The organism is Streptomyces sp. CNH189, from assembly GCF_000527195.1.
This window is the reverse complement of sequence record NZ_AZUS01000020.1, coordinates 1-22,716: the sequence shown is the minus strand read 5'-3', so window position 1 is coordinate 22,716 and position 22,716 is coordinate 1. Positions and strand designations below refer to the sequence as shown.

The 22,716-nt window shown below is 72.3% G+C and carries 23 protein-coding genes; 13 read left to right on the top strand and 10 right to left on the bottom strand.

The window, feature by feature from the left end; all coding sequences use genetic code 11:
* Positions 1-26 precede the first annotated feature (26 nt).
* Positions 27-311 (top strand): hypothetical protein, encoded by a 285-nt coding sequence (locus tag B100_RS0124980; RefSeq protein WP_051490058.1) that lies wholly within the window; start codon positions 27-29, stop codon positions 309-311.
* Here the strand turns inward: B100_RS0124980 and B100_RS0124975 are convergent.
* Positions 289-981: a FadR/GntR family transcriptional regulator gene (locus B100_RS0124975; RefSeq protein ID WP_024887145.1), complete on the bottom strand. Its 693-nt coding sequence runs from the start codon at positions 979-981 to the stop codon at positions 289-291. The genes B100_RS0124980 and B100_RS0124975 overlap by 23 nt on opposite strands.
* Positions 982-1,063: 82 nt before the next feature.
* On the opposite strand from B100_RS0124975, the gene B100_RS0124970 reads away from it, so the two are divergent.
* From B100_RS0124970 to B100_RS0124955, 4 genes are all read left to right on the top strand, one after another.
* Positions 1,064-2,404, top strand: coding sequence for a CynX/NimT family MFS transporter (locus B100_RS0124970; protein WP_486585701.1), 1,341 nt, complete (start codon positions 1,064-1,066; stop codon positions 2,402-2,404).
* Between the two features lie 133 nt (positions 2,405-2,537).
* Positions 2,538-2,654: an SGM_5486 family transporter-associated protein gene (locus tag B100_RS37720; protein ID WP_106967088.1), complete on the top strand. Its 117-nt coding sequence runs from the start codon at positions 2,538-2,540 to the stop codon at positions 2,652-2,654.
* A gap of 200 nt (positions 2,655-2,854) precedes the next feature.
* Positions 2,855-3,061 carry a hypothetical protein gene (locus tag B100_RS0124960; protein WP_024887143.1) on the top strand — a complete coding sequence of 69 codons (207 nt, stop codon included), beginning with the start codon at positions 2,855-2,857 and terminating at the stop codon, positions 3,059-3,061.
* Between the two features lie 63 nt (positions 3,062-3,124).
* Positions 3,125-3,643, top strand: coding sequence for a SixA phosphatase family protein (locus B100_RS0124955; RefSeq protein WP_024887142.1), 519 nt, complete (start codon positions 3,125-3,127; stop codon positions 3,641-3,643).
* A 116-nt stretch (positions 3,644-3,759) separates the two neighbouring features.
* Here the strand turns inward: B100_RS0124955 and serB are convergent, their stop codons facing one another.
* Both serB and B100_RS0124945 read right to left on the bottom strand, forming a co-directional pair.
* Positions 3,760-4,968: a phosphoserine phosphatase SerB gene (gene serB / locus B100_RS0124950; RefSeq protein WP_024887141.1), complete on the bottom strand. Its 1,209-nt coding sequence runs from the start codon at positions 4,966-4,968 to the stop codon at positions 3,760-3,762.
* 342 nt (positions 4,969-5,310) lie between these two features.
* On the bottom strand, positions 5,311-7,266 hold the full coding sequence (locus B100_RS0124945) for a streptophobe family protein (RefSeq protein ID WP_024887140.1): 1,956 nt from the start codon (positions 7,264-7,266) through the stop codon (positions 5,311-5,313).
* A gap of 243 nt (positions 7,267-7,509) precedes the next feature.
* Between B100_RS0124945 and B100_RS0124940 the strand changes: the two genes are divergently transcribed.
* A complete protein-coding gene (locus B100_RS0124940; RefSeq protein WP_024887139.1) occupies positions 7,510-10,020 on the top strand; it encodes an FHA domain-containing protein in 2,511 nt (836 codons plus the stop codon).
* 91 nt (positions 10,021-10,111) lie between these two features.
* On the opposite strand, the gene B100_RS0124935 is transcribed toward B100_RS0124940, so the two are convergent.
* From B100_RS0124935 to B100_RS0124925, 3 genes are all read right to left on the bottom strand, one after another.
* Positions 10,112-10,834: a transglycosylase SLT domain-containing protein gene (locus tag B100_RS0124935; RefSeq protein ID WP_024887138.1), complete on the bottom strand. Its 723-nt coding sequence runs from the start codon at positions 10,832-10,834 to the stop codon at positions 10,112-10,114.
* Positions 10,835-11,185: 351 nt separating this feature from the next.
* On the bottom strand, positions 11,186-12,229 hold the full coding sequence (locus B100_RS0124930; protein ID WP_024887137.1) for an S-adenosylmethionine:tRNA ribosyltransferase-isomerase: 1,044 nt from the start codon (positions 12,227-12,229) through the stop codon (positions 11,186-11,188).
* Positions 12,226-12,924 carry an SDR family oxidoreductase gene (locus B100_RS0124925; RefSeq protein WP_024887136.1) on the bottom strand — a complete coding sequence of 233 codons (699 nt, stop codon included), beginning with the start codon at positions 12,922-12,924 and terminating at the stop codon, positions 12,226-12,228. The genes B100_RS0124930 and B100_RS0124925 overlap by 4 nt, the downstream gene beginning before the upstream one ends.
* Before the next feature lie 244 nt (positions 12,925-13,168).
* On the opposite strand from B100_RS0124925, the gene B100_RS0124920 reads away from it, so the two are divergent.
* From B100_RS0124920 to B100_RS0124910, 3 genes are all read left to right on the top strand, one after another.
* Positions 13,169-14,314, top strand: coding sequence for a GAF domain-containing sensor histidine kinase (locus tag B100_RS0124920; protein ID WP_024887135.1), 1,146 nt, complete (start codon positions 13,169-13,171; stop codon positions 14,312-14,314).
* Positions 14,307-14,948: a response regulator transcription factor gene (locus B100_RS0124915; protein ID WP_024887134.1), complete on the top strand. Its 642-nt coding sequence runs from the start codon at positions 14,307-14,309 to the stop codon at positions 14,946-14,948. Before B100_RS0124920 ends, B100_RS0124915 begins: the two co-directional genes overlap by 8 nt.
* Before the next feature lie 157 nt (positions 14,949-15,105).
* Positions 15,106-15,351 (top strand): chaplin, encoded by a 246-nt coding sequence (locus B100_RS0124910; protein ID WP_024887133.1) that lies wholly within the window; start codon positions 15,106-15,108, stop codon positions 15,349-15,351.
* A gap of 448 nt (positions 15,352-15,799) precedes the next feature.
* Here the strand turns inward: B100_RS0124910 and B100_RS0124905 are convergent, their stop codons facing one another.
* Complete coding sequence (locus B100_RS0124905) at positions 15,800-16,582, bottom strand: hypothetical protein (protein ID WP_024887132.1); 783 nt, start codon at positions 16,580-16,582, stop codon at positions 15,800-15,802.
* Positions 16,583-16,745: 163 nt separating this feature from the next.
* On the opposite strand from B100_RS0124905, the gene B100_RS0124900 reads away from it, so the two are divergent.
* The 3 genes from B100_RS0124900 to B100_RS0124890 all read left to right on the top strand — a co-directional run bounded on the left by B100_RS0124900 (position 16,746) and on the right by B100_RS0124890 (position 19,176).
* A complete protein-coding gene (locus B100_RS0124900) occupies positions 16,746-17,543 on the top strand; it encodes an ABC transporter ATP-binding protein (protein ID WP_024887131.1) in 798 nt (265 codons plus the stop codon).
* Positions 17,544-17,631: 88 nt separating this feature from the next.
* Positions 17,632-18,072 (top strand): NfeD family protein, encoded by a 441-nt coding sequence (locus B100_RS0124895; protein ID WP_037723456.1) that lies wholly within the window; start codon positions 17,632-17,634, stop codon positions 18,070-18,072.
* 159 nt (positions 18,073-18,231) lie between these two features.
* Positions 18,232-19,176 carry an SPFH domain-containing protein gene (locus tag B100_RS0124890; RefSeq protein WP_024887129.1) on the top strand — a complete coding sequence of 315 codons (945 nt, stop codon included), beginning with the start codon at positions 18,232-18,234 and terminating at the stop codon, positions 19,174-19,176.
* 110 nt (positions 19,177-19,286) lie between these two features.
* Here B100_RS0124890 and B100_RS0124885 read toward each other — a convergent pair whose 3' ends face one another.
* From B100_RS0124885 to B100_RS0124875, 3 genes are all read right to left on the bottom strand, one after another.
* Positions 19,287-19,793, bottom strand: a complete 507-nt coding sequence (locus tag B100_RS0124885; protein ID WP_024887128.1) for an HNH endonuclease — start codon at positions 19,791-19,793, stop codon at positions 19,287-19,289.
* Between the two features lie 207 nt (positions 19,794-20,000).
* Entirely contained in the window at positions 20,001-20,540 is a 540-nt protein-coding gene (locus B100_RS0124880) for a YbhB/YbcL family Raf kinase inhibitor-like protein (RefSeq protein WP_024887127.1), read from the bottom strand.
* 40 nt (positions 20,541-20,580) lie between these two features.
* Positions 20,581-21,363 (bottom strand): sporulation protein, encoded by a 783-nt coding sequence (locus B100_RS0124875; RefSeq protein ID WP_024887126.1) that lies wholly within the window; start codon positions 21,361-21,363, stop codon positions 20,581-20,583.
* Positions 21,364-21,553: 190 nt separating this feature from the next.
* Here B100_RS0124875 and B100_RS0124870 point away from each other — a divergent pair, with 190 nt between their 5' ends.
* Positions 21,554-22,195, top strand: coding sequence for a DNA-3-methyladenine glycosylase (locus B100_RS0124870; RefSeq protein ID WP_024887125.1), 642 nt, complete (start codon positions 21,554-21,556; stop codon positions 22,193-22,195).
* The last annotated feature ends 521 nt before the right edge of the window (positions 22,196-22,716 follow it).

Here is a 22,716-nt window from a genome sequence, read left to right as displayed (position 1 = left end):
CGCGCGTTGCCTGGGAACCCGCGTGCGTGCCGCAGGGACCCGCGTGCGTGCCGCAGGGACCCCCCGCTCCCGAGGAGCTGTTCGGTGCCGCCTGCCGGGTCCGGATCGACGGCTCCCGGGTGACCGCCCACTGCCACAACCCCTATCCCGGCACCGACCGGGTCGCCCTGCACGTCGAGTGCGCCCGATGGTGGGACCTTGACGGCGACGGCTCACCGGTGGCCGTCGGGCCCGCGGGGAGGGTGCTGCTCACCGGCCGTTGCTGGAGCGACGTGGACTCGGCGTGGGTCAGTCACGCGCGGGAGCGGTGAGCCGCCCCGGCTTGCACACCATCGGGTAGCCGGCGGCCTCCTTGGACGCCGTCGCCTCGTCGCCCGCGCGGATCGCGTCCACCAGGCGGCTGTGGTCCATGTGCGTCTCCGGCGTCATGTCGCCGCCCACGTCGTCACGCAGCCAGTCCCGCAGCACCTCGACCAGATCCGCGTACAGCGCGGTCATCACGTCGTTGTGCGAGGCGGCCACGACGGCCAGGTGGAACGTCGCGTCCGCCGTCACGAACGCCTCCGCGTCGCCCGACCCCCAGGCCTCCTCGCGGCGCAGCAGCAGGGCGTCGAGCTGCTTGAGGTCCTTCTCCGTGCGCCGCCGGGCGGCCAGCCGCGCCGCCGAGGACTCCAGCGTGGAGCGCAGCTCGGCGATGTGACGGGGGTCGGCGTCGGCGAACCGGCGGTGCATCACGCCGGCCAGTTCGCTGGTGGCCGCCACGTAGGTGCCCGAGCCCTGGCGGATGTCCAGCAGGCCGTTGTGCGCCAGCGCGCGCACCGCCTCGCGGACCGTGTTCCGGGCGACCCCCAGTCGCTCCACGAGTTCCGGCTCGGTGGGGATGCGTGAGCCGACCGGCCACTCGCCCGAGGTGATCTGGGCCCGCAGGGCGGCGATGACCTGTTCGGACAGCGCCGAACGGCGCGGATGGCTCAGAGGCATGACACACCTTCGCACGGCTGGGGCCTCGTACGGCGACCGCCACATGGACAACCAATCATCCCATGATTCTATGATGGGTCGCATGACTCGTACGACTGGCGACGAGGCCCGGACACGTCCGTCCACCGCCGCCTCCGGCACGCCCACCGCGCCCGTCCCCCCGGCACGCCCCGGTGGCACCACGCGCGCGTGGCGGACCCGGCTGCTCGTCATCGGCATCGTGCTCGCCGCCCTGAACCTGCGCCCCGCCATCACCAGCTTCGGCGCGCTGCTCGAGGAGGTGCGCGACGGACTCGGCATGAGCGGCAGCGTGGCCGGCCTGCTCACCTCCCTGCCCGCGCTGTGCTTCGCCGTCTTCGGCTCCACCGCGCCCCGCCTGGCCCGCCGCTTCGGCCCCGGAGCGGTGGTGTGCGCCGGTATGGCCGCCATCGGCACCGGCCTGCTGGTCCGGCCGTTCGTCGGCAGCACCGCCGCCTTCCTCGTGGCCAGCGGCCTCGCGCTCGCCGGCATCGCGGTGAGCAACGTGCTGATGCCGGTCATCGTCAAGCGCTGGTTCCCCGACCGGGTCGGCACCATGACCGGCCTGTACTCCATGGCCCTCGCCCTGGGCACCGCCACGGCCGCGGCCGTGACCGTGCCGCTCACCGGCGCGATGGGCGGGAACTGGCGGGCCGGTCTCGCCGTGTGGGCGGCCCTGGCGGCGGCCGCCGTCCTGCCGTGGCTCGCGTTCGTACGGCCACGGGGCGGGACGCCGGGGGAGGAGGCGCCGGAGCGGGACAAGCGGGACGGGCCGCCGGAGGGCGGGTCCGCCGGGCAGGCGCCCGCCGCGGCACCCGTCCTGCGCATCACCCGCAGCCGCACCGCCTGGGCGCTGGCCGTCTTCTTCGGGCTCCAGGCCACCGCCGCCTACATCAGCATGGGGTGGATGGCGCAGATCTTCCGCGACGCGGGCGTCCCCGCGGGCCGGGCGGGACTGCTGCTGGCGATCACCATGGTCATGGGCGTGCCGCTGGCCTTCGTCATACCGCGCCTGGCCACCCGGCTGCCCCACCAGGGCCCCATCGTGGTCGCGCTGGGCGTGAGCGGCCTGGCCGGCTACGCGGGCCTCTACCTCGCCCCCGCCGGCGGCGCCCTGGCCTGGGCCGTGCTGATCGGCATAGCCAACTGCGCGTTCCCGCTGGCACTCACCATGGTCGGGATGCGGGCCAGGACGGGCGCGGGCGTGGCCCAGCTGTCGGCCTTCGCCCAGAGCACCGGCTACCTGATCTCCATCCCCGGACCCCTCCTCGTGGGCGTGCTCTACCAGCACAGCGGCGGCTGGGGGCTGCCGATCGCGCTGATGGCGGGGCTGATGGTGCCGCAGATGATCGTCGGCGTGTTCGCGGGCCGCGACCGTACGGTGGAGGACGAGGCGGCGGCCTGAGGGGCAGTTCCGTCGCCGTGCCGTGGAGGCCGCCCCGGCACGGTCCGCCGTGGCCGCCGCGCCACGCCTGTCCGCCACGCCCGTCGTGGACCCCGTGGCCGGTGCGGGGCGGGAGGGGTGCGAGACTTGCCCCATGCCAGTCCTCGACCCGAACCCGCAGAACGGCCAGAAGAAGATGCTGCTCGTCTTCGGCGCGTTCTTCGCCATCTTCGTCGTCATCGGAGTGATCGCGACCGTGCTGGCCCCCTGACCGTCGATCCGGCCCCCTGACCACCGCTCCCCGTGGGCTTCCCTCCGGGCCGTGGTGGTGCTGGCACCACCGTCCCCTAGGGGGTCAGGCTCAGGGTCAAGTGGGTGGATCACCGGATGGGTTGACGCCCCGGCGATCCGTACCTTCGAGATGTGGCCGCGACCGGCGCGCCACGGACCACTCGAAGAGCGGAGGCCCCCATGTCGGCGCGCACGCACTCCCGGCCCGTCCCGGCCCCCCGGGCAGGTGCCGCCACCCGGCTGCCGTGGTGGGCCCTGGCCCTTCCCGCCCTCGCCTTCGTCGCCCTGCTCACCCTGGTCCTCAACCCCTCCGAGGCCCACGCCACCGCCGGTGATCCCGCGCTCACCCACCTCGTCGAGCGGGCGCAGCAGCTCATGGCCCGCTGAACGCGCCCGGGCGCCGGTCAACTCCCTGCGCCTCGTGGCCTGTTTCGTGCGAAGCTGGGTCCCATGAGCGTCGCAGAACCCCGCAGGATTGTCCTTTTCCGGCATGCGAAAGCCGACTGGCCTCCGGTGGCCGATCACGAGCGCCCCCTCGCCGAGCGAGGGCGCCTGGACGCCGCGGCGGCCGGCCGCAAGCTCGCCGACACCGGCGTCGCCTTCGATCTGGCCCTGTGCTCCACGGCGGTCCGCACCCGCGAGACCTGGAAGCTCGCGGTGCACGAGTTCCCGAAGCGGCCGAAAACCGTGTACGAGGAGCGGATCTACGAAGCCTCGCCCGGCGAGCTGATCGCCCTGCTCAACGAGACCCCCGACGACGCGCAGAACATCCTGCTGATCGGCCACAACCCGGGCGTCCAGGGACTGGCGGACATCCTCGCCGGCGCCTCCGAGGGCGACGCCCGTGAGCGCATGACGCGCCGCGGCTACCCGGCCGCCGCCTTCTCCGCGCTCACCTTCCCCGGGTCCTGGAAGTCCCTGGAGCCCGGGGCCGCCACGCTGGTCGACTACTGGGCGCCGACCGAGTGACCTCCGCCTGACGCACCCGGCACGATCCCCCGGGTGACACGCCCGGCGCGACAGGGGCCCGGCACCGACATCCGTCGGCGCCGGGCCCGCTCGTCGTCGTGGCCGTCCCGCGCGGGTCAGTCGCCCGCGAGCGTGTCGGCGGCCTCGACCTCTTCCCGCGTGATGCCCAGCAGGTAGAGGACGGTGTCGAGGAAGGGGACGTTCACCGCCGTGTGGGCGGCCTGGCGCACCACCGGCTTGGCGTTGAAGGCGACACCGAGACCCGCGGCGTTCAGCATGTCGAGGTCGTTCGCCCCGTCACCGATCGCCACGGTCTGCGACAGCGGCACCCCCGCCTCGGCCGCGAACCGGCGCAGCAGACGGGCCTTGCCCGCCCGGTCCACGATCTCGCCGGTCACCCGGCCGGTGAGCTTCCCGTCGACGATCTCCAGCGTGTTCGCCTGGGCGAAGTCCAGACCCAGCCGCTCCTTGAGGTCGTCGGTGACCTGGGTGAAGCCGCCCGAGACCACGCCCACCTGGTAGCCGAGCCGCTTGAGCGTGCGGATCAGGGTGCGGGCGCCCGGCGTCAGCCGCACCTCGCTGCGGACCTTGTCCACCACGGAGGCGTCCAGCCCCTTCAGCAGCGCCACGCGCGCGTGCAGCGACTGCTCGAAGTCCAGCTCCCCGCGCATCGCGGCGGCCGTCACCTCGGCGACCTGGTCCTCGCAGCCGGCGTGCGCGGCGAAGAGCTCGATCACCTCGTCCTGGATCAGCGTGGAGTCCACGTCCATGACCACCAGGCGCTGCGCCCTGCGGTACAGCCCCGCGGCGACCACGGCGACGTCGACCCCGAACCGGGCCGCGTCCGTCACCAGCGCGGTGCGCAGCGGCTCCGTCTCCACGCCGGACACCGCGAACTCCACGGCGGTCACCGGGTACTTGGCGAGCCGGAAGATGCGGTCGATGTTGCCGCCGGCCTTGGTGATCCGGGCGGCGATCGACGCCGCCGCCTCCGAGGTGAGGGGGTGCCCCAGCACGGTGACCAGGGAGCGGCCCAGGCCGCGCGGGAGGTTGTCGCCCCTGCCGGAGATGATCTCGGCCTGCATCTTCATCGACTCCGCCCAGCTGTGGACGGTCGCCCGCAGGTCCCCCTCCATCCCGGCGGGGGGCTCAGTCACGAGCGCGCAGAGCACGATGCGACCGCGGGTGACGACCTGCTCGATGTCGACCACGTCGACGGAGTAGGCGGCGAGAGTGTCGAAGAGTCCGGCGGTGATGCCCGGCCGGTCCTTGCCGAAGATCTTGACCAGGAGGGTGGGAACGTCGGTGGTCTGCGATGCGCTCATGGTGTTCTTACCGTATCCGGCACGCGGTGCCCCGCGCCCGCGAGGTCCGCCACCCGGACACCCCTTCGACCGGCCCCGCCCGCGGCCCGACCCAGGCCGGTATGCCTCCGTACGGTGCCGGTCCCGGCTCGCCTTGAGGTACGGCCTGCACGGCCTCGGTCCGGCCCGCCCGCGGGACGGCCCCCGGCCGGTACGCCTCCCGTACGGCCCGGGTCCCGGCCCGCCCGCCTCGCCCACGGGACGGCCCCGGCCGTTACGCCTCCGACCGGTACGCCTCCGCATGGCGCCGGTCCCGGCTCGCTCAGGTCAGGCGGGCCCGGCCGCCCCACCGCCCGCCCGGCCCTACTGCCTGCCCGGCTCCCTGCCGTCCCCGTTCCTCCCGTGTCGCTCGTGGTCGTCCAGGTCGCGGTGGTCCGCTCCCTGTGTGCCCGCTCCGGGTGAGCCCGGGCGCCGTGGCCGTGGCGGCGGGGTGGGAGGCGGAGGCGGGGGAGGGGGCGGCACCTCGTCCGGCCACAGGCGTCGGCCGCCCCGCCCCGGAGGCGGGGCGGGACCGATGACGGTCGGCGCCGCGGACAGGTCGTCCGCCCCGCCGCGCTCACCCGCGCCCGGCGACCGGGGGGCGTCCCGAGTGGTTCCGCCTCCCGGCTCTTCACACCCGCCGGCACCGTCCCCCCGCCCGCTCCGGGGCACCGCGTCCTCGGGCTCGCCCGCCCCCGACCGCGGGCCCGGCCCCGACGGTTCCCCCCACCCCGACCGCCCGCCCGGCAGCCGCAGGTACGGATTGGTGTCCGGGTCGGGCGCACGGTACGGCGCCCCCGGCTCGTACGGCCCCGCGGCCGACGGCACCGACCCGACCCCGACCCCGCCCCCGCTCCCGGCACCCTGTGCCGCAGCCACCGCACGCGCCCCCGCCGCCCCGCTCGCCCACGCCAGCAGTGCACCCGCCGCGCCCGCCCCCGCGCCCCACAGCGCCCCGAGCAGCGCCGCCGCCCCCAGGTGACCGCGCAGCTCCAGGCCGGCGTCGAACGCGTCGAAGCCGAGGACCGACAGCGAGGCGTTCGCGGAGACCTCCGTGAGCCACACCAGCAGCGGCAGGGTCACCGCCGTGGCGACGCCCAGCGCCGACGCGCACCGTCCCGCGAACCCTGTCGCCCCCGCCCGCCGCTCCGACGGCACCGAGGCCGACGCCGACGCCGACGCCGGCACCGGCGTCCGTACCGCCGTCAGCACCCCCGCGAGCAGCATCATCAGCGCGGCGGCCACCCCGAGCAGCCACACCCACCCGTCCAGCTCGGCCAGCCGCCCCAGCGTGACGGGCTCCTCGGACCCCGTCCGCAGCAGGTCGTCCACGGGGTGGGGCAGCGCCCCCAGCAGTGCCCCGTCCACCCGGGCGTCCCACGGCACGAACAGTCCGACCGGCACCCCGAGCCACACCCCGTTCGGCGCCGCCAGCAGAGCGGCCCCCGCGATCCGCCGGGGGTGGTCGTCGCCGATCGCCGCGTACCCCGCGGCGGCGGCCCCGGCCGCGACGGCCACCAGCAGCACCGCGACGACCGAGGAGACGGCCGGCCGCACCACCCGGTGCATCGCGTCCCAGCCGCGCGGCAGCGGAGTACGGCGGGACGCGAGCAGCGCGACCAGCAGTACACCGGCCGACCAGCCGAGCCCGCCCAGCAGCGTCGGCACGGTGTCCACGGTGAACCCCACGGCGGCCTGCGCGTCGACAAGGTCACCCACCCGGTCGGGCAGCAGCCCTTCGATGTCACCCAGCCCCGGGACGTCCAGGCCACCGCCGTCCGGGTCCGGCAGGTCGTCCAGGCCGAGCGAGCCGCCGTCGATGGTGATGACGTCGTGGCCCGCCCACACCAGCCCGCCCGCCGTAGCGACGAACAGCGCGACCACCGCGCCCGCCCGCGCGAGGAGTTCACGCCCCGAGACCACAACTCCCGCCGCCCGCAGGGACCGCAGGAAGAAGAAGGACAGCAGCAGCGCCCCCACCAGCCCCACACCCAGCGGCGCGAGGTCGATCGCCGTCCCGGCCTCCGCGCCGGACAGCCCGAACGCCGACACGTCACCCGAGGGAGTCACCGAGCCGCCCGCCGCCAGCGCCACCACCGCCGCGGTCATCGGCGCCAGGGACCCGGCCGCGTCCGCGTCCAGCAGACGCAGACCCAGCGCCGCCGTCCCCGCCATCCCGATCACCGCCCAGCTCACCGCGGCGACCGCGGACATCACCACGTCCCCCCACGGCAGACCGGCGTCACGCCCCGCCGCCGTGGCGCCCCTGGCAGCACTCATGGCAGACCCCCCGATCCGCGGCACGGCCCCTCGGGCCGTCCCTGTCCCCCCCGCGTGGTTTACCACTCTCCGGTCCCATTTCAACCCCCTTCCGGACAACGCCGTGGACACCTTGTCGCGCGGTCGTGACAAGGGCCGACTTTCGGTCGGAGGGCCGAGCCTGGAATAGTTCCCCCCGATGTTCGACATCCCTAGACTCCCTGCGACGGGGGAAATTCGGGGGACAACTCAGTGGGGCATGGAGTGCCGGAACTCGTACTGGAATCAAACGGACGGACCTGGACGCTCGATCCGTCCAAGGCCTACACCCTGGGGCGCGATCCCCAGGGCGACGTCGTGCTGGACGACGCAAGGGTGTCGTGGCGTCACGCCACCATCAGTCACAACGGCCGCAGTTGGGCGATCGAGGACCACGGCAGTACCAACGGCACGTTCGTGCAGGGGCAGCGGATCCACCACCTGGAGTTCGGCGCCGACACGGTGCTGAACCTGGGCAACGCGAACGACGGGCCGCGCGTGACGCTGTCCGGCGTCGGTGCCGTACCGCAGGCCCAGCCGCAGCAGCCGTACGCGGCGCAGGGGGCGAGCGCCGGCTGGGCGCAGCAGGCCCAGCAGCCTCCCGCGCAGCAGCCGCCCGCCGGGCAGCCCGGCTGGCAGCAGCCGCAGCAGGCGGCACCGCAGATCCCGCAGCAGCAGGGACCCGGTGGTGGCGCGGGGGCGCCGCCGGTCTACGGCGACCGCAGCCCCACCACGTTCCACCAGTTCTCGCTCGGCCGCGTGATGCGCATCGGCCGTGCCCTGGAGAACGACCTGGTCGTCTCGGACCTCCAGGTCTCCCGCAACCACGCGGAGTTCCACTCGACGCCCGACGGGCGCATGGAGATCCGCGACCTGGGCTCGCACAACGGCACCTACGTCAACGGCCAGCCGATCCCCAAGGGCGGCTCGCAGCTGCTCGGCCCGACCGACATCGTCGGCGTCGGCCACTCCACGTTCCGGATCGTCGGCGACCGGCTCGAGGAGTTCGTCGACACCGGTGAGGTGTCCTTCTCCGCGCGCCACCTGACTGTCGAGGTCGACGGCGGCAAGCAGATCCTCAAGGACGTCTCCTTCGGCGTGCCCGAGAAGTCGCTGATCGCGGTCATCGGCCCCTCCGGTTCCGGCAAGTCGACGCTGCTCAAGGCGCTCACCGGCTACCGCCCCGCCAACCAGGGCGAGGTGCTGTACGACAACCGCGACCTCTACAAGCAGTTCGCCGAGCTGCGCCAGCGCATCGGTCTGGTCCCGCAGGACGACATCCTGCACAAGGAGCTGACCGTCAAGCGGGCCCTGAAGTACGCGGCCAAGCTGCGCTTCCCCGCCGACACCACGGCGGCCGAGCGCGAGGCGCGCATCGACGAGGTGCTGCGCGAGCTGAAGCTCGACATCCACAAGGACAAGAAGGTCACGTCCCTGTCCGGCGGCCAGCGCAAGCGCGTGTCCGTGGCGCTGGAGCTGCTCACCAAGCCGTCGCTGATCTTCCTGGACGAGCCGACCTCCGGTCTCGACCCGGGCATGGACCGCGACGTCATGCAGCTGCTGCGCGGACTGGCCGACGACGGCCGCACCGTCCTCGTGGTGACCCACTCGGTGGCCGAACTCGCCATCTGCGACAAGCTGCTGGTGATGGCGCCGGGCGGTTCGGTCGCCTACTTCGGTCCGCCCGAGGAGGCGCTGAACTTCTTCGGCTACGACACCTGGGCCGACGTCTTCTCCGCCTTCGAGAACTACCGCGACTACGACTGGGCGGGCCGCTGGAAGGGCTCGCAGCACTACCAGATGTACGCGGCGGACATCGACGCGGTCGCCCCGCAGTCCGTAGCCGTCCCGGCGATGCAGGCGATGAAGCCGCCCAAGCCGCAGGGCTGGCTGTCGCAGTTCTCCACCCTGGTACGCCGCTACGTCTCGGTGATCGTCTCCGACAAGGGCTTCCTCGCCCTGATGGTGATCCTGCCCGCCGTGCTCGGCGCGGTGAGCCTGCTCATCGACGCGGACAAGGGCCTGCTGCCCAACCCGCCCAACCAGAGCGGCCGGATCATCCCGAACGGCACGGCGACCACGGTGCTGCTGATCCTCGCGGTCGGCGCGTGTTTCGCGGGCGCCGCCAACTCCGTGCGTGAGCTGATCAAGGAACGGGTCATCTACGAGCGGGAGCGCGCCACCGGCCTGTCCCGCTCGGCGTACCTGATGTCCAAGGTCTTCGTGCTCGGCATGATCACGGTGCTCCAGGGGCTCCTGGTCGGCGTGATCGGCTTCGCCAGCCGGGAGATCCCGGAGGAGGGTCTGGTCTTCGGGAAGTTCACGCTGCTGGAGCTCTCGGTGCCGATCATGGCGCTCGGCTTCACCTCGATGATGTTCGGCCTGATCATCTCCTCGCTGGTGAAGACCGCCGAGAAGACCATGCCGCTGCTGGTGATGTTCGCGATCATCCAGGTCGTGTTCACCGGATGCCTGTTCACCCTGCACGGCTCGATCGGCGTGAACCAGTTCTCGTTCCTGATGCCGTCGCGCTGGGCGGTGGCCGCGTCGGGCGCCACGCTGGACTTCAACAAGATCAGCCCGCCGGAGACCGCGGGCGACACCGACCCGCTGTGGGAGCACACGGCAGGCGCCTGGGCGATGGACATGGGCGCGCTGCTCGTCCTCGGTGTGATCTGCGGGTTCTTCGTGGCGCGGTTCCTGCGCCGGCACGAGCCCGAGGTCATGCGGAAGTAGTCCCGCCGTTCCACCCCGAAGGGCGGCACCCCGTCAGGAGGGTGCCGCCCTTCGGCGTCTGTGTGCGGCAGGAGAGGTCCGCGCCGACCTCTCAGTACGCGCTGTCGACGTTGTCCATGGTGCCGTACTTGTCCGCCGCGTAGTTGCAGGCGGCGACGATGTTGGCGACCGGGTCGTAGATGTTCTTCGGCGTGCCCTTGACGTGGTACGCGTCGAAGGTGGGCGGGATCACCTGCAGCAGCCCCTTGGAGGGGATGCCCTTCTGGGCGTTGATGTCCCAGAGGTTGATCGCCTTCGGGTTGCCGGAGGACTCCCGCATGATGTTGCGGTGGATGCCGTCGTAGGAGCCGGGGATGCCGTGCTTCTTCATGATGGACATGGCTTCGCGGATCCAGCCGTCCAGGTTGTTGCCGTACGACTTGGGCGCGGCCTTCTTCACCTCGGCGCGCTCGGCGGAGCGGCTCGCGGCCTTCTTCGCCTGGTGCGCCTTCGTGGCCTTGGCCTCGGCGGCGGCCTTCTTCTTGGCGGCGGCCTCGGACGCGGCCTGCTTCGCCGCGATCTGCTCGGCCTTCACGCTGGCGCCTGCGAGCTGGTCGGTGACGTCGGCCTTGACGCCCTGGATCTGCTGGGTGCTGTACGCGACCTTCGCCGTGGGAGCGGCGGCGGCCTCGCTCGTGGTCGTCGTCGAGGCGTTGCTCGGGATCGCGGAGAAGCCGATGGCGGCGGCACCGAGGGCGGCGACGCCCGCGGCGGCGATCTTGTGGTGACGGGTCAGGGCACGACTATGACCACGGGTGAGGATGTGCTTGGGCATGCGGAACGGACCTCTTCGAATAGCGCGGAGGTCGCTCGATGTCCGGTGCGGACGGGTGCTCCTTCGGCACGCGAACGCCGCGGGAAAGAACCCACGGCGCTGAGCGACGCAGCCATTCTTAGCGGCCGCAAAATGGCGGGGCAAAGATGTGACCTACGAAGCCGGGTAGTGGATCAGGGGGGTAGGAAACGGGGCACAGCGGACTGTTCGCCCCGCTCACGTGGGCGGTATGTCTCTCCTACTCCGCTTCGTACGTGATGTGCACCCTATGCCCGGCCTCACACAGGCCCTCCTCAGGTCTCACGGCGTGTTGCTGGAGCAATGCGGTGGGTCAAGGGTCCTCGGCGGCGGTCAGGACGGCAGCAGCAGATGCACGTCGCCGAACTCGTGCCACAGGTAGCGCCCGCGCAGCGCCTCCTCGTAGCCCCGCCCGACCGCCTCCCGCCCCGCCACCGCCTCCAGCATCAGCAGGTGCGAGGCCTCCGGCTCGTGCAGGCCGGTCAGCAGCCCGTCCACCACCCCCACCCCGCGCTCCGGGGTGACCACCAGGTCCGTCCAGCCCGCGCGGGCCCGCACCACGCCGTCCCCTCCGGCCGCCGACTCCACCGCACGCACCGCCGTCGTCCCCACCGCGATCACCCGCCCTCCCCCCGCCCGGACCGCGCGGACCAGCCGCGCCGACGCCTCCGGCACCGCGAACCGCTCCGGGTACGGCGGCTCGTGCACCTCGCCCGACGCCACCCCCGTGTCCAGCCTGACCGGCGCGAACCACACCCCCCGGCTCACCAGCTCCGCCACCGTCCGCCCCGTGAACGGACGCCCCGCGCTCGGCATCTCCGCACTCCCCGAACCGTCCCGCGACGGCAGCGCGAACACCGTCTGGTACGCCGACAGCGGCTGGTCCCGCTCCGTGTACGCGTACCGGATCGGCCGCCCGTGCTCCCGCAGCAGCCCCGGCACCTCCCGCGACACCCGCGCCCACCACAGCCGCGGCGACCCCGCGTCCAGCGGTTCCTCCGGCACCAGCCGCGCACCCCCGGCGAGCCTCACCTCCCTCCCCGCGCGCGTGCCCGCGCGCACGCGCGTCGTGCCGCGGCCGTCCGGCTCCCTCAGCTCGACCGCCCAGCGCCCGTCGTCCCCCCGCGTGGAGAAGTGCACCACCACGCGCGCGTCCCCGAGCCGGCCGTCGACGGCCGCCGCCAGCGTCGGGGAGGTGTTCACCACCAGCAGGTCCCCCTCCCGCAGCAGCCGCGGCAGCTCCGCGAACGCGTGGTGCGCCACCTCGGTGCCCCGCGACACCAGCAGCCGCACCGAGTCCCGCTCCCGCCCCGGCCCGCGACGCTCCGCCGGCACCCGGGCGGACAGCTCCTCCGGCACCCGGAACGTCAGCGTCACCGCTCCCCCTCCAGCAGCGCCGGAGCGCCGTAGCGGCCGCTGGGCGGCCGCTCGTCCAGCAGCCGCAGGAAGGCCGGCACCACCCCGGCCGGGTCCGGCCGGGGATCGTCGTCGTCCGGTACGGCCGCCGCGTACAGGTCGGTCTCCATGTCCCCGGGGTCGACCGCCCAGACCCGCAGCCCCTGCTCCTCCGCCGCCAGCACCGCCGCCAGACGGTCCAGCGCCGCCTTGGACGCCCCGTACCCGCCCCAGGTGGGGTACGCCTCCGCTGCGGCGTCCGAGCTCACCACGAGCACCGCCCCCGCCTCGGCGGCCCGCAGCATCGGCAGCGCTTCCTGCACCAGGCCCAGCGCCGCCACCAGGTTCACCTCCAGCGCCCGCCGCAACCCCTCCAGCGGCAGCTCCTCCAGCCGCACCAGCGGCTCGGCACCCAGCGCGCTCGCGTTGTGCACCACCAGGTCCACCCCGCCCAGCCGCCAGGCCGCCGCGACCAGCTCCGCCCGGTGCGCGGGGTCCGTCACGTCCCCGGGCAGCGCCGTCACGCGCGTGCCGTGCGCCGACACCAGCACGGCCGCCTCCGCCAGACGGTCCGGACCCCGTGCGTCGAGCACCAGGTCCCAGCCCCGCGCCGCCAGCCCCTGGGCCAGCGCCCGTCCGAGCCCCTTCGAAGCCCCTGTGATGATCGCAACCGGCATGGCAGCCGTCCCCTCGTCGTCGTCGCCCGATCGGTGTGCGATCAACGTAGGAACCCGCCCCGGGCCACCGCCTCGGGCGCGGGACGCAGCCGCCCGGGTCCCTTCGCCCTACGACGGCACGCCGGGGCCCCGGGCCCTACGCCACCCGCGCCGGACCCGCGACCCCGGACCTAGGACCACCGTCCGGCCCGGGACGGACACCGGACCGATCCGCCCGGCAGGAGGCCGCCGGTACCGTGAGGACATGAGCCACGGCCCCCGGTCCGGCCTCGCCGCGGTGAGTTCCGCGTTGCTGGCCATGAGCAGGCACCTGGAGGTGCGCGACGTCCTCAAGACGATCGTCGCCTCCGCCCGCGACCTCCTCGACGCCCAGTACGCCGCGCTCGGCGTGCCCGACGACCACGGGGGCTTCGCCCAGTTCGTGGTGGACGGCGTCAGCGACGAGCAGTGGAAGGCCATCGGCCCCCTGCCACGCCGGCACGGCGTCCTCGCCGCGATGCTCGACGACGCCGCCCCGCAGCGCCTCGCCGACGTCCGCCGTGACCCCCGCTTCGGCGGCTGGCCCAGCGCCCACCCCGACCTGGTCGACTTCCTCGGGCTGCCCGTGCGCGACGGCGACGAGGTCCTCGGCGCCCTGTTCCTCGCCAACAAGAGGTGCGCCAAGCCGGAAGGCACCTGCGGCTTCACCGAGGACGACGAGGAACTCCTCGGCATCCTCGCCCAGCACGCCGCGATCGCCCTCACCAACGCCCGTCTCTACGAACGCAGCCGCGAGCTGACCATCGCCGAGGAACGCTCCCGGCTCGCCCACGAGCTCCACGACGCGGTCAGCCAGAAGTTGTTCTCCCTGCGGCTCACCGCCCAGGCCGCCGCCCGCCTCGTGGACCGCGACCCGGCCCGCGCCAAGGGCGAGCTCCAGCAGGTGGCGGTGCTGGCCGCCGAGGCCGCCGACGAACTGCGCGCGGCGGTCGTCGAACTGCGGCCCGCCGCCCTCGACGAGGACGGTCTGGTCGCCACCCTGCGCACCCAGATCCAGGTCCTCGACCGCGCCCACAGCGCCCGCGTCACCTTCACGGGCCACTCGGTGCGCGCCCTGCCAGCGGCCCAGGAGGAGGCGGTGCTGCGGGTCGCCCAGGAGGCGCTGCACAACGCCCTGCGCCACTCCGGCGGCGAGCATGTCGACGTGACCCTGGAGCGGCGCGGCAACGGCGCGGTCCTGCGGGTCGGCGACGACGGCGGCGGCTTCGACCCGCACGCCGTCCGCCGCGCGGGCCGCCATCTGGGCCTGGTCTCCATGCGCGACCGGGCGAGCGGGGTCGGCGGCACGCTGACCGTGGAATCTGCGCCCGGCAAGGGCACCACCATCGAGCTGGAGGTCCCCGGTGGCTGACACGATCAAGGTGCTGCTGGTCGACGACCACCAGGTGGTACGCCGTGGACTGCGCACGTTCCTCGAGGTGCAGGACGACATCGAGGTCGTCGGTGAGGCGGCCGACGGCGCGGAGGGGGTTGCCCTGGCCGCCGAGCTCCAGCCCGACGTCATCCTCATGGACGTCAGGATGCCGGGCATGGACGGCGTGGAGGCACTGCGCCGGCTGCGCGAGCTCGACCACCGGGCCCGGGTGCTGATCGTCACCAGCTTCACCGAGCAGCGCACGGTGATCCCCGCGCTGCGCGCGGGCGCCGCCGGCTACGTCTACAAGGACATCGACCCCGACGCGCTCGCCGGCGCCATCCGCTCCGTGCACGCGGGGCACGTCCTGCTGCAGGCGGAGGTGGCGGGCGCGCTGCTCTCCCAGGAGGAGAACGCCCCCGGCACCGGGCGCGCCGGGTCCCTCACCGAGCGGGAGCGCGAGGTGCTCGGGCTGATCGCGGACGGGCGCGCCAACCGGGAGATCGCCCGCGCCCTCGTGCTCTCCGAGAAGACGGTCAAGACGCACGTGTCGAACATCCTGATGAAGCTCGACCTGGCGGACCGCACCCAGGCCGCCCTGTGGGCGGTACGGCACGGAGTCAGCGGGTGATCTTCGACGACCGCCGCCATGCGGAAGGTTCCCCTCCGGTGCGAGATTCATACCGTAGGGGGAATGCCCCGAGGGTCCCGTATCCCTTGCCGGTGCCGCGCGTTTCCCAGGGAGGACCGCGGCGCCTGCCGCGGTCGTCCCAAGGAGGGCTCGGAAAGTGAAGAACCTGAAGAAGGCAGCGGCCGTGACGATGGTGGCCGGCGGTCTGCTCGCCGCCGGTGCGGGCATGGCCTCCGCCAGCGAGGGCAGCCACGCGGACGGCAAGGCCGTGGGCAGCCCGGGCGTAGTCTCGGGCAACCTCGTCCAGGTCCCGGTCGACGTCCCGGTCAACGTGTCCGGCAACAGCATCAACGTGATCGGCGTCCTGAACCCGGCCTTCGGCAACGTCGCCGTCAACCACTGACGCCGCCCGCCGACAGCCCCGGCCGCCCGCCCCACGGGGCGCCGGGGCTTTCGCCTGCCCGGGCGCGCCATCGCGCGCCATCGCGCGCCCGCGCGCCGGGGGCCCGGCTCGAGTAAGCCCTCACGCCGACTCGGCGCGCCCGCGCTCTCTCACAACGGTTCAGAGCGCTCAGCGCCGTCCCACGCCCCGATGCGTGCGCCCGCGCTCCCTCACACCGGTTCAGCGCGCCCCGCGCGGTCCAAGACCCGACTCCCAGCTTGGTGGGCGCGCGCTCGCGATCCGCGCCGGTTCAGCACGCCCCGTGCCGGCCAAGACGGCCTCGATCCAAGTGCGCCCCGGTGCCGTCCACGCCCCGGGTGAGCACACCCACACCTCCGCGTCGTATGCCCGCACGACAAGGCACGCCCCCGCGTCGTACCCCACACGACAAGGCACCCCCCGCGCGAGTTCAGCCCCGCTCCTCCACGAACGCGTTGTACGCGGCCACCTGCGCCCGTCGGGACGTCCGCTCCACCGGCCGCAGGGCCAGCGCCCGCGCCGACATCTCCGACGCGCTCACCGCGCCGCCGTGCCCGTTCACCGTCGCCAGCGAGATCAACGCACCGACCCGCTGCGCCAGCTCCAGCACCCGCACCGCACGCGGCGGATACCCCGGCGCCAGCACGTCCTGCCCCCGCGACGCCGACGCCCGTGCCCGGTACGCGTCGATCGCCGCCTCCGCCACCGGACCCGACGCGGCCACGTCCAGCCGCGTCAGCACGTCCGTCGCCTCCCGCAGCGCCTCCGCCAGCTCCCGCTCCGCCTCACCCAGCGACGGCACGTCGGCGGGCGGCGCCTCCCGCACCGGCAGACAGTGCCAGACGACCTCCACGTGCACATCGCCCGCCGGCCCCGCCTCCGTGACCTCCGGCACCAGCCCCAGGGCCGCCCCCTGGCACACCACCGCCTCCTCGGCCTCCAGCGCCCGCGCGTTGAACTCCGGCGGCCCGCTCAGCCCCAGCGGATGCCCCGGCGCCGGCAGCGCCACCCGCAGCCCCGACACCCCGAGCCCCCGCAGCCGCCCCAGGGCCAGCGTCAGCCCCACCGGCGCGGACTCCCCGGGCACCCCCTCCACACGGTGCACCGCGTCCTCCCCGACGACGGCGAGCGCCGCCTCGTCCGGGGAGACAAGTCCGGCAAGAAGGGCATTGCCCCAAGCGGCGAGACGACCAGAGCGTGGTTCAGAAAGCATGCGTACACCCTAGACAGCACCCGAGAACCGGACCGATGGAATGTCCGGGTCGACCAGTGGCGTAGATTTCATGATGGGCTGCGCCCACGGGTGCGGCGGACCGACCCACAAGGCGTACGCGACAGCCGAGACCGGCCACACTGCAAGGGGAGACAAGGCGCTCATGAGCGATGTTCTGGAACTTCAGGACGTATCCGTGGTCCGCGAGGGCCGGGCTCTGGTGGAGCAGGTCTCCTGGTCGGTCAAGGAGGGTGAACGCTGGGTCATCCTCGGCCCCAACGGCGCCGGCAAGACCACCCTCCTCAACATCGCGTCCAGCTACCTCTACCCCAGCAAGGGCACCGCCACCATCCTCGGCGAGACGCTCGGCCGCCCCGGCACCGACGTCTTCGAACTGCGCCCCCGCATCGGCGTGGCCGGCATCGCCCTCGCCGACAAGCTCCCCAAGAAGCAGACCGTCCTGCAGACCGTGCTCACCGCCGCCTACGGCATGACCGCCGGCTGGCAGGAGGAGTACGAGGACATCGACGAGCAGCGCGCCCGCGCCTTCCTCGACCGCCTCGGCATGTCCGAGTACCTCGACCGCAAGTTCGGCACCCTCTCCGAGGGCGAGCGCAAGCGCACCCTCATCGCCCGCGCCCTGATGACCGACCCCGAGCTGCTGCTCCTCGACGAGCCCGCCGCCGGACTCGACCTCGGCGGCCGCGAGGACCTGGTGCGCCGCCTCGGCCGCCTCGCCCGTGACCCGATCGCCCCCTCCATGATCATGGTCACCCACCACGTCGAGGAAATCGCCCCCGGCTTCACCCATGTCCTGATGATCCGTCAGGGCAAGGTCCTCGCCGCCGGCCCCCTCGAACTCGAACTCACCAGCCGCAACCTCTCCCTCTGCTTCGGCCTCCCGCTCGTCGTGGAGCAGGTCGGCGACCGCTGGACCGCACAGGGCCTCCCGATGAGCTGAACACCGCCCCGGCGACACAACACCCGGGACCCCCGGTCCCGTTCGACCGGATCGGCGCCCTGTCCGTGACCGGGTGCGCGGTTCTACCATGACCGGTGTGGACATCGACGCATGGCTGTGGTGGCTGATCGGCGCGGCGGCACTCGGCATCGGGCTGGTGATCACCGCGATGCCCGAACTCGGCATGCTCGCGGTGGGTGCCGTCGCCGCCGCGGTGGTCTCCGGCATCTTCGGCGGCGGAGCCGTCGCCCAGGTCGCGGTCTTCGCCGTGGTCTCGACCGCGCTGATCGCCGTCGTCCGCCCCATCGCCCGCAGACACCGGTCCCAACGGCCCGAACTCGCCACCGGCGTCGACGCACTGAAGGGCAAACAGGCCGTCGTCCTCGAGCGCGTCGACGGCAGCGGCGGCCGCATCAAACTGGCGGGCGAGGTCTGGTCGGCCCGCGCACTCGACGCCGGCCGCTCCTACGACGTCGGCCAGGAGGTCGACGTCGTGGACATCGAGGGGGCCACCGCGGTCATCATGTGACCCCGCACCTCCCGTACGACACAACCGGTGCGAAGACGGCCCCGGTTGGCCCCGCGGTCTGACAGACTCGACCAGCAAGATCTACAACCGCACGACCGTGCACAGGCACACACGACCTGCCGTAGGCGCCGAGGCTAAGAAGGGTTCGGGGAACCGACGATGGAACCGGTCATCATCGTCCTGATCATCCTGGTGGTGTTGGTCTTCATCGCCCTGATCAAGACGATCCAAGTCATCCCACAGGCCAGCGCCGCCATCGTCGAGCGCTTCGGCCGCTACACGCGGACACTCAACGCGGGCCTCAACATCGTCGTCCCGTTCATCGACACCATCCGCAACCGCATCGACCTGCGCGAGCAGGTCGTCCCCTTCCCGCCGCAGCCGGTGATCACCCAGGACAACCTGGTCGTCAACATCGACACCGTCATCTACTACCAGGTGACCGACGCACGGGCCGCCACCTACGAGGTCGCCAGCTACATCCAGGCGATCGAGCAGCTCACCGTCACCACCCTGCGCAACATCATCGGCGGCATGGACCTGGAGCGCACCCTCACCTCCCGCGAGGAGATCAACGCGGCCCTGCGCGGCGTCCTCGACGAGGCCACCGGCAAGTGGGGCATCCGCGTCAACCGCGTCGAGCTCAAGGCCATCGAACCGCCCACCTCCATCCAGGACTCGATGGAGAAGCAGATGCGCGCCGACCGCGACAAGCGCGCCGCCATCCTCCAGGCCGAGGGTGTACGACAGTCCGAGATCCTGCGCGCCGAGGGCGAGAAGCAGTCCCAGATCCTGCGCGCCGAAGGTGAGGCCAAGGCCGCCGCCCTGCGCGCCGAGGGCGAGGCCCAGGCCGTCCGCACGGTCTTCGAGGCCATTCACGCCGGCGACCCGGACCAGAAGCTGCTCTCCTACCAGTACCTCCAGATGCTCCCGAAGATCGCCGAGGGCGACGCCAACAAGCTCTGGATCGTCCCCAGCGAGATCGGCGACGCCCTCAAGGGCCTCTCCGGCGCGATGGGCAACTTCGGCTCCCACCTGGGCGGCAACGGCACCACGGCGAACGTCCCCGCCCAGGAACGCCGCGAAAACCCCTCGATCGACTAAGAGCACCCAGAAACACACGTTCCCCGCGCCCCTCAGGGGCGCGGGGAACTGCGCGATCAACCACGAACAACCCGCACGCGGGCGGTCGACTCAGCCCCTACGGCGAGCCGTCACGCGGCGTCCAACGCCAGCCACTCCGGCAAAGCCTCGAAGTCGTCCCTGGCCAGTGCCAGCAACATCGCATCCGCCGGCGTCGGCTCGTACGGCTCCCGCAACAACGGCATCCCGGCCTGCTCCGGCGTCCGGTTCGCCTTGCGGTGGTTGTCCTCCGCGCACGACGCCACCGTGTTCAGCCACGTGTCCTGCCCGCCGAGCGACCGCGGCACCACGTGGTCCACGGTCGTCGCCCTGCGGCCGCAGTACGCGCAGCGGTGCCTGTCCCGGACGAGCACCCCCCGCCTCGACCACGGCGCTCGTCTTCGGAACGGCACCCGCACGTAGTGGCAGAGCCTGATCACCCGAGGCGCCGGTATGTCGACCGCGGCTCCCCGCATCCGCAGTTCGGGGTGGGCCTGCTCGACGACGGCCTTGTCCTGCAGCACCAGAACGACGGCTCGGTTCAACGTCACCGTCGACAGCGGCTCGAAGCTCGCGTTCAGCACCAGCGTGTCCCGCATACCAGCCCACCTCCCGTGTGCACCGGCCCACCCCTCGGCGGGCTGGAACAACTCTGGCCGGGCGCGCCGGGATGGACAACGCAATATCCGCTGCTGCCACGGGAGGCGGCTCCCGCGAACCCCGGCAGAAAAATGCCCGCCCCTGATCAATTCCAAGACCAGGGGCGGGCAAACGTTCCGTGAACGTCAGGGGGACGCGCGGACGGCTCAGGACTCCGCGGGCACCTCGTACTCACCGATCAGCTGAGCCCGCGCGATCGCGTGGAACCGCAGGTTGAAACCGACCACGGCCGGAGAGGCGTCCGAGTCCGGACCCAGCTTCTCCTGATCCACGGCGTACACCGTGAACACGTACCGGTGCGGCCCGTCCCCGGGCGGCGGCGCGGCGCCGCCGAAGTCCTTGCTGCCGTAGTCGTTGCGCGCCTGTACGGCGCCCTCCGGCAGCCCCTCGAACGCGCCGCTGCCCGCACCGGCCGGCAGCTCGGTCACCGAGGCCGGGATGTCGAACACCACCCAGTGCCAGAACCCGCTGCCCGTCGGGGCGTCGGGGTCGTAGCAGGTCACGGCGAAGCTCTTGGTCTCCGGAGGGAAACCTTCCCACCGCAGGTGCGGAGAGGTGTTGCCCGCGGCCTGGACCTGAGCGTCCTTGAGCGCCGCCCCCTCCGTCACATCGTCGCTCGCCACCGTGAACGACGGCACGGGCGGATGGAAGTCATGGGGGAGCGGCCGCCGCTTGAGCTCGGACACCTCGGTACCTCCTGATCGACGAGTTCAGTCGACGACGAGCCTAGAACCAGTTGCGCTTGGAACCGACCTCCGACAGCCACTGGTTGAGGTACGCCGCCCAGTCGGTCCCCTGGTAGTCGTTCAGCCCCACCTGGAAGGAACGGAAGGTGTCGCTGCCCTCGCTGAACAGACCCGGCTTCTTGTCCATCTCCAGCACCACGTCCATCGCCCGCTCGTCGGCGACGAAGCTCAGCTCCACCTGGTTCAGCCCGCGGTACTGCGACGGCGGGTAGAACTCGATCTCCTGGTAGAACGGCAGCTTCTGCCGGGTGCCCCGGATGTGGCCGCGCTCCATGTCCGCGGTCTTGAAGCGGAAGCCCAGCTGGATGAACGCGTCCAGGATCGCCTTCTGCGCCGGCAACGGGTGCACGTTGACCGGGTCCAGGTCACCGGAGTCGACGGCCCGCGCGATCGCCAGCTCGGTGGTCACACCGATGTCCATTCCGCGCAGCTGCTGCCCGTCGATCATCGTGACCGGCGTCTCCCACGGGATCTCGAGACCGAACTGCACGGCGTGCACCGCACCCGCCTGCAGCTCGAAGGCGCCCCCCAGCTGCTGCTTCGTGAACTCGATGTTCTGCTTGTACTCCTGGTCGCCGTTCTCCACCTCGACCTTGGCCTGAAGTCCGACCGACAGTCCCTCGATCTGCTGGTTCACGGACCCGCCCTGGATCCGCACCTCGCCCTGGACGACACCCCCAGGAACGACGTTGACCTCGTGCAGCACCGTCTCGACCGAGGCCCCGCCGGCCCCCAGACTCGCCAGCAGCTTCTTGAACGCCATGTCTCTCCCTCTCCAGGCGACCCCAGCGGGTCACACCTGATCCACCGGCCCGCGGCACGTCGTGCGCCGGACTCCGATCCTTAACAACGCGATCCGGCCTCGGCCGGTTCCGTGTGCCCCACACCCTGGCAACCGCGGCGTCCCCTTGACCAGCCCGTGGCCCGGCTCGCCTCCAGTACCCTCGGACGGCATGATCGCGAGCCCCGACCGTACGCCCCTGCCGAGGGAGTTCTTCGACCGGCCCGTCCTCGAGGTCGCCCCCGATCTGCTCGGCCGCCTCCTGGTCCGCGACACCCCGGACGGTCCGATCGTCCTCCGCCTCACCGAGGTGGAGGCCTACGACGGACAGAACGACCCCGGCTCGCACGCCTACCGCGGTCGCACCCCCCGCAACGACGTGATGTTCGGTGCGCCCGGCCACGTGTACGTCTACTTCACCTACGGCATGTGGTTCTGCATGAACCTGGTGTGCGGCCCCGAGGGACGGGCGAGCGCGGTCCTGCTGCGCGCGGGCGAGATCGTGGAGGGCGCGGAGCTCGCCCGCACCCGCCGGCTCTCGGCGCGTAACGACAAGGAACTGGCCAAGGGCCCGGCCCGGCTGGCCACGGCGCTGGGCGTCGACCGCGCCCTCAACGGCACGGACGCCTGCGCCGCCGGCGACACCCCGTTGCGGATCGTGCACGGCACGCCCGTCGACCCGGACCAGGTGCGCAACGGGCCGCGTACCGGAGTCCCCGGTGACGGTGCAGTACATCCCTGGCGGTACTGGGTCGCGGACGACCCGACGGTGAGCCCGTACCGGGCCCACGTGCCCCGTCGGCGTCGAAGTTGACTCGCTCCTGAAACCTGCGTAATGTATCCCGAGCCGCTTGAGCCGGGCAGGGCAGTAGCCCGCATCCGGAAGCGGCGAACCCACTACCTACGATCACCCTTCAGCGGGGTCGACATCGGCATGTCCGCATGCCCGAATTCGAAGCCGCGGGCCCGATTATGAATCGAGCCGGGGAATCGGTTAACGTAGTGAATGTCGAAAGGCCGACAGGCGAAAGCCAAAGGCTCAACGACCTCCCGCCGACCGGGAATCGGAACCGAAAGGATCTGATAGAGTCGGAAACGCAAGACCGAAGGGAAGCGCCCGGAGGAAAGCCCGAGAGGGTGAGTACAAAGGAAGCGTCCGTTCCTTGAGAACTCAACAGCGTGCCAAAAGTCAACGCCAGATATGTTGATACCCCGTCCATCCGGTTTCGGATGGTCGAGGTTCCTTTGAAGAAAAACACAGCGAGGACGCTGTGAACGTCGGGACTATTCCTCCCGATGTTCCGCTCTCGTGATGTGTGCACCCGATTACGGGTA

Coding starts and splice junctions, on each gene's coding strand:
- B100_RS0124975 (WP_024887145.1), bottom strand. CDS start 981: ATGCCTCTGAGCCATCCGCGCCGTTCGGCGCTGTCCGAACAGGTCATC.
- B100_RS0124970 (WP_486585701.1), top strand. CDS start 1,064: ATGACTCGTACGACTGGCGACGAGGCCCGGACACGTCCGTCCACCGCC.
- B100_RS37720 (WP_106967088.1), top strand. CDS start 2,538: ATGCCAGTCCTCGACCCGAACCCGCAGAACGGCCAGAAGAAGATGCTG.
- B100_RS0124960 (WP_024887143.1), top strand. CDS start 2,855: ATGTCGGCGCGCACGCACTCCCGGCCCGTCCCGGCCCCCCGGGCAGGT.
- B100_RS0124955 (WP_024887142.1), top strand. CDS start 3,125: ATGAGCGTCGCAGAACCCCGCAGGATTGTCCTTTTCCGGCATGCGAAA.
- serB (WP_024887141.1), bottom strand. CDS start 4,968: ATGAGCGCATCGCAGACCACCGACGTTCCCACCCTCCTGGTCAAGATC.
- B100_RS0124945 (WP_024887140.1), bottom strand. CDS start 7,266: ATGAGTGCTGCCAGGGGCGCCACGGCGGCGGGGCGTGACGCCGGTCTG.
- B100_RS0124935 (WP_024887138.1), bottom strand. CDS start 10,834: ATGCCCAAGCACATCCTCACCCGTGGTCATAGTCGTGCCCTGACCCGT.
- B100_RS0124925 (WP_024887136.1), bottom strand. CDS start 12,924: ATGCCGGTTGCGATCATCACAGGGGCTTCGAAGGGGCTCGGACGGGCG.
- B100_RS0124920 (WP_024887135.1), top strand. CDS start 13,169: ATGAGCCACGGCCCCCGGTCCGGCCTCGCCGCGGTGAGTTCCGCGTTG.
- B100_RS0124905 (WP_024887132.1), bottom strand. CDS start 16,582: ATGCTTTCTGAACCACGCTCTGGTCGTCTCGCCGCTTGGGGCAATGCC.
- B100_RS0124900 (WP_024887131.1), top strand. CDS start 16,746: ATGAGCGATGTTCTGGAACTTCAGGACGTATCCGTGGTCCGCGAGGGC.
- B100_RS0124895 (WP_037723456.1), top strand. CDS start 17,632: ATGACCGGTGTGGACATCGACGCATGGCTGTGGTGGCTGATCGGCGCG.
- B100_RS0124890 (WP_024887129.1), top strand. CDS start 18,232: ATGGAACCGGTCATCATCGTCCTGATCATCCTGGTGGTGTTGGTCTTC.
- B100_RS0124885 (WP_024887128.1), bottom strand. CDS start 19,793: ATGCGGGACACGCTGGTGCTGAACGCGAGCTTCGAGCCGCTGTCGACG.
- B100_RS0124875 (WP_024887126.1), bottom strand. CDS start 21,363: ATGGCGTTCAAGAAGCTGCTGGCGAGTCTGGGGGCCGGCGGGGCCTCG.
- B100_RS0124870 (WP_024887125.1), top strand. CDS start 21,554: ATGATCGCGAGCCCCGACCGTACGCCCCTGCCGAGGGAGTTCTTCGAC.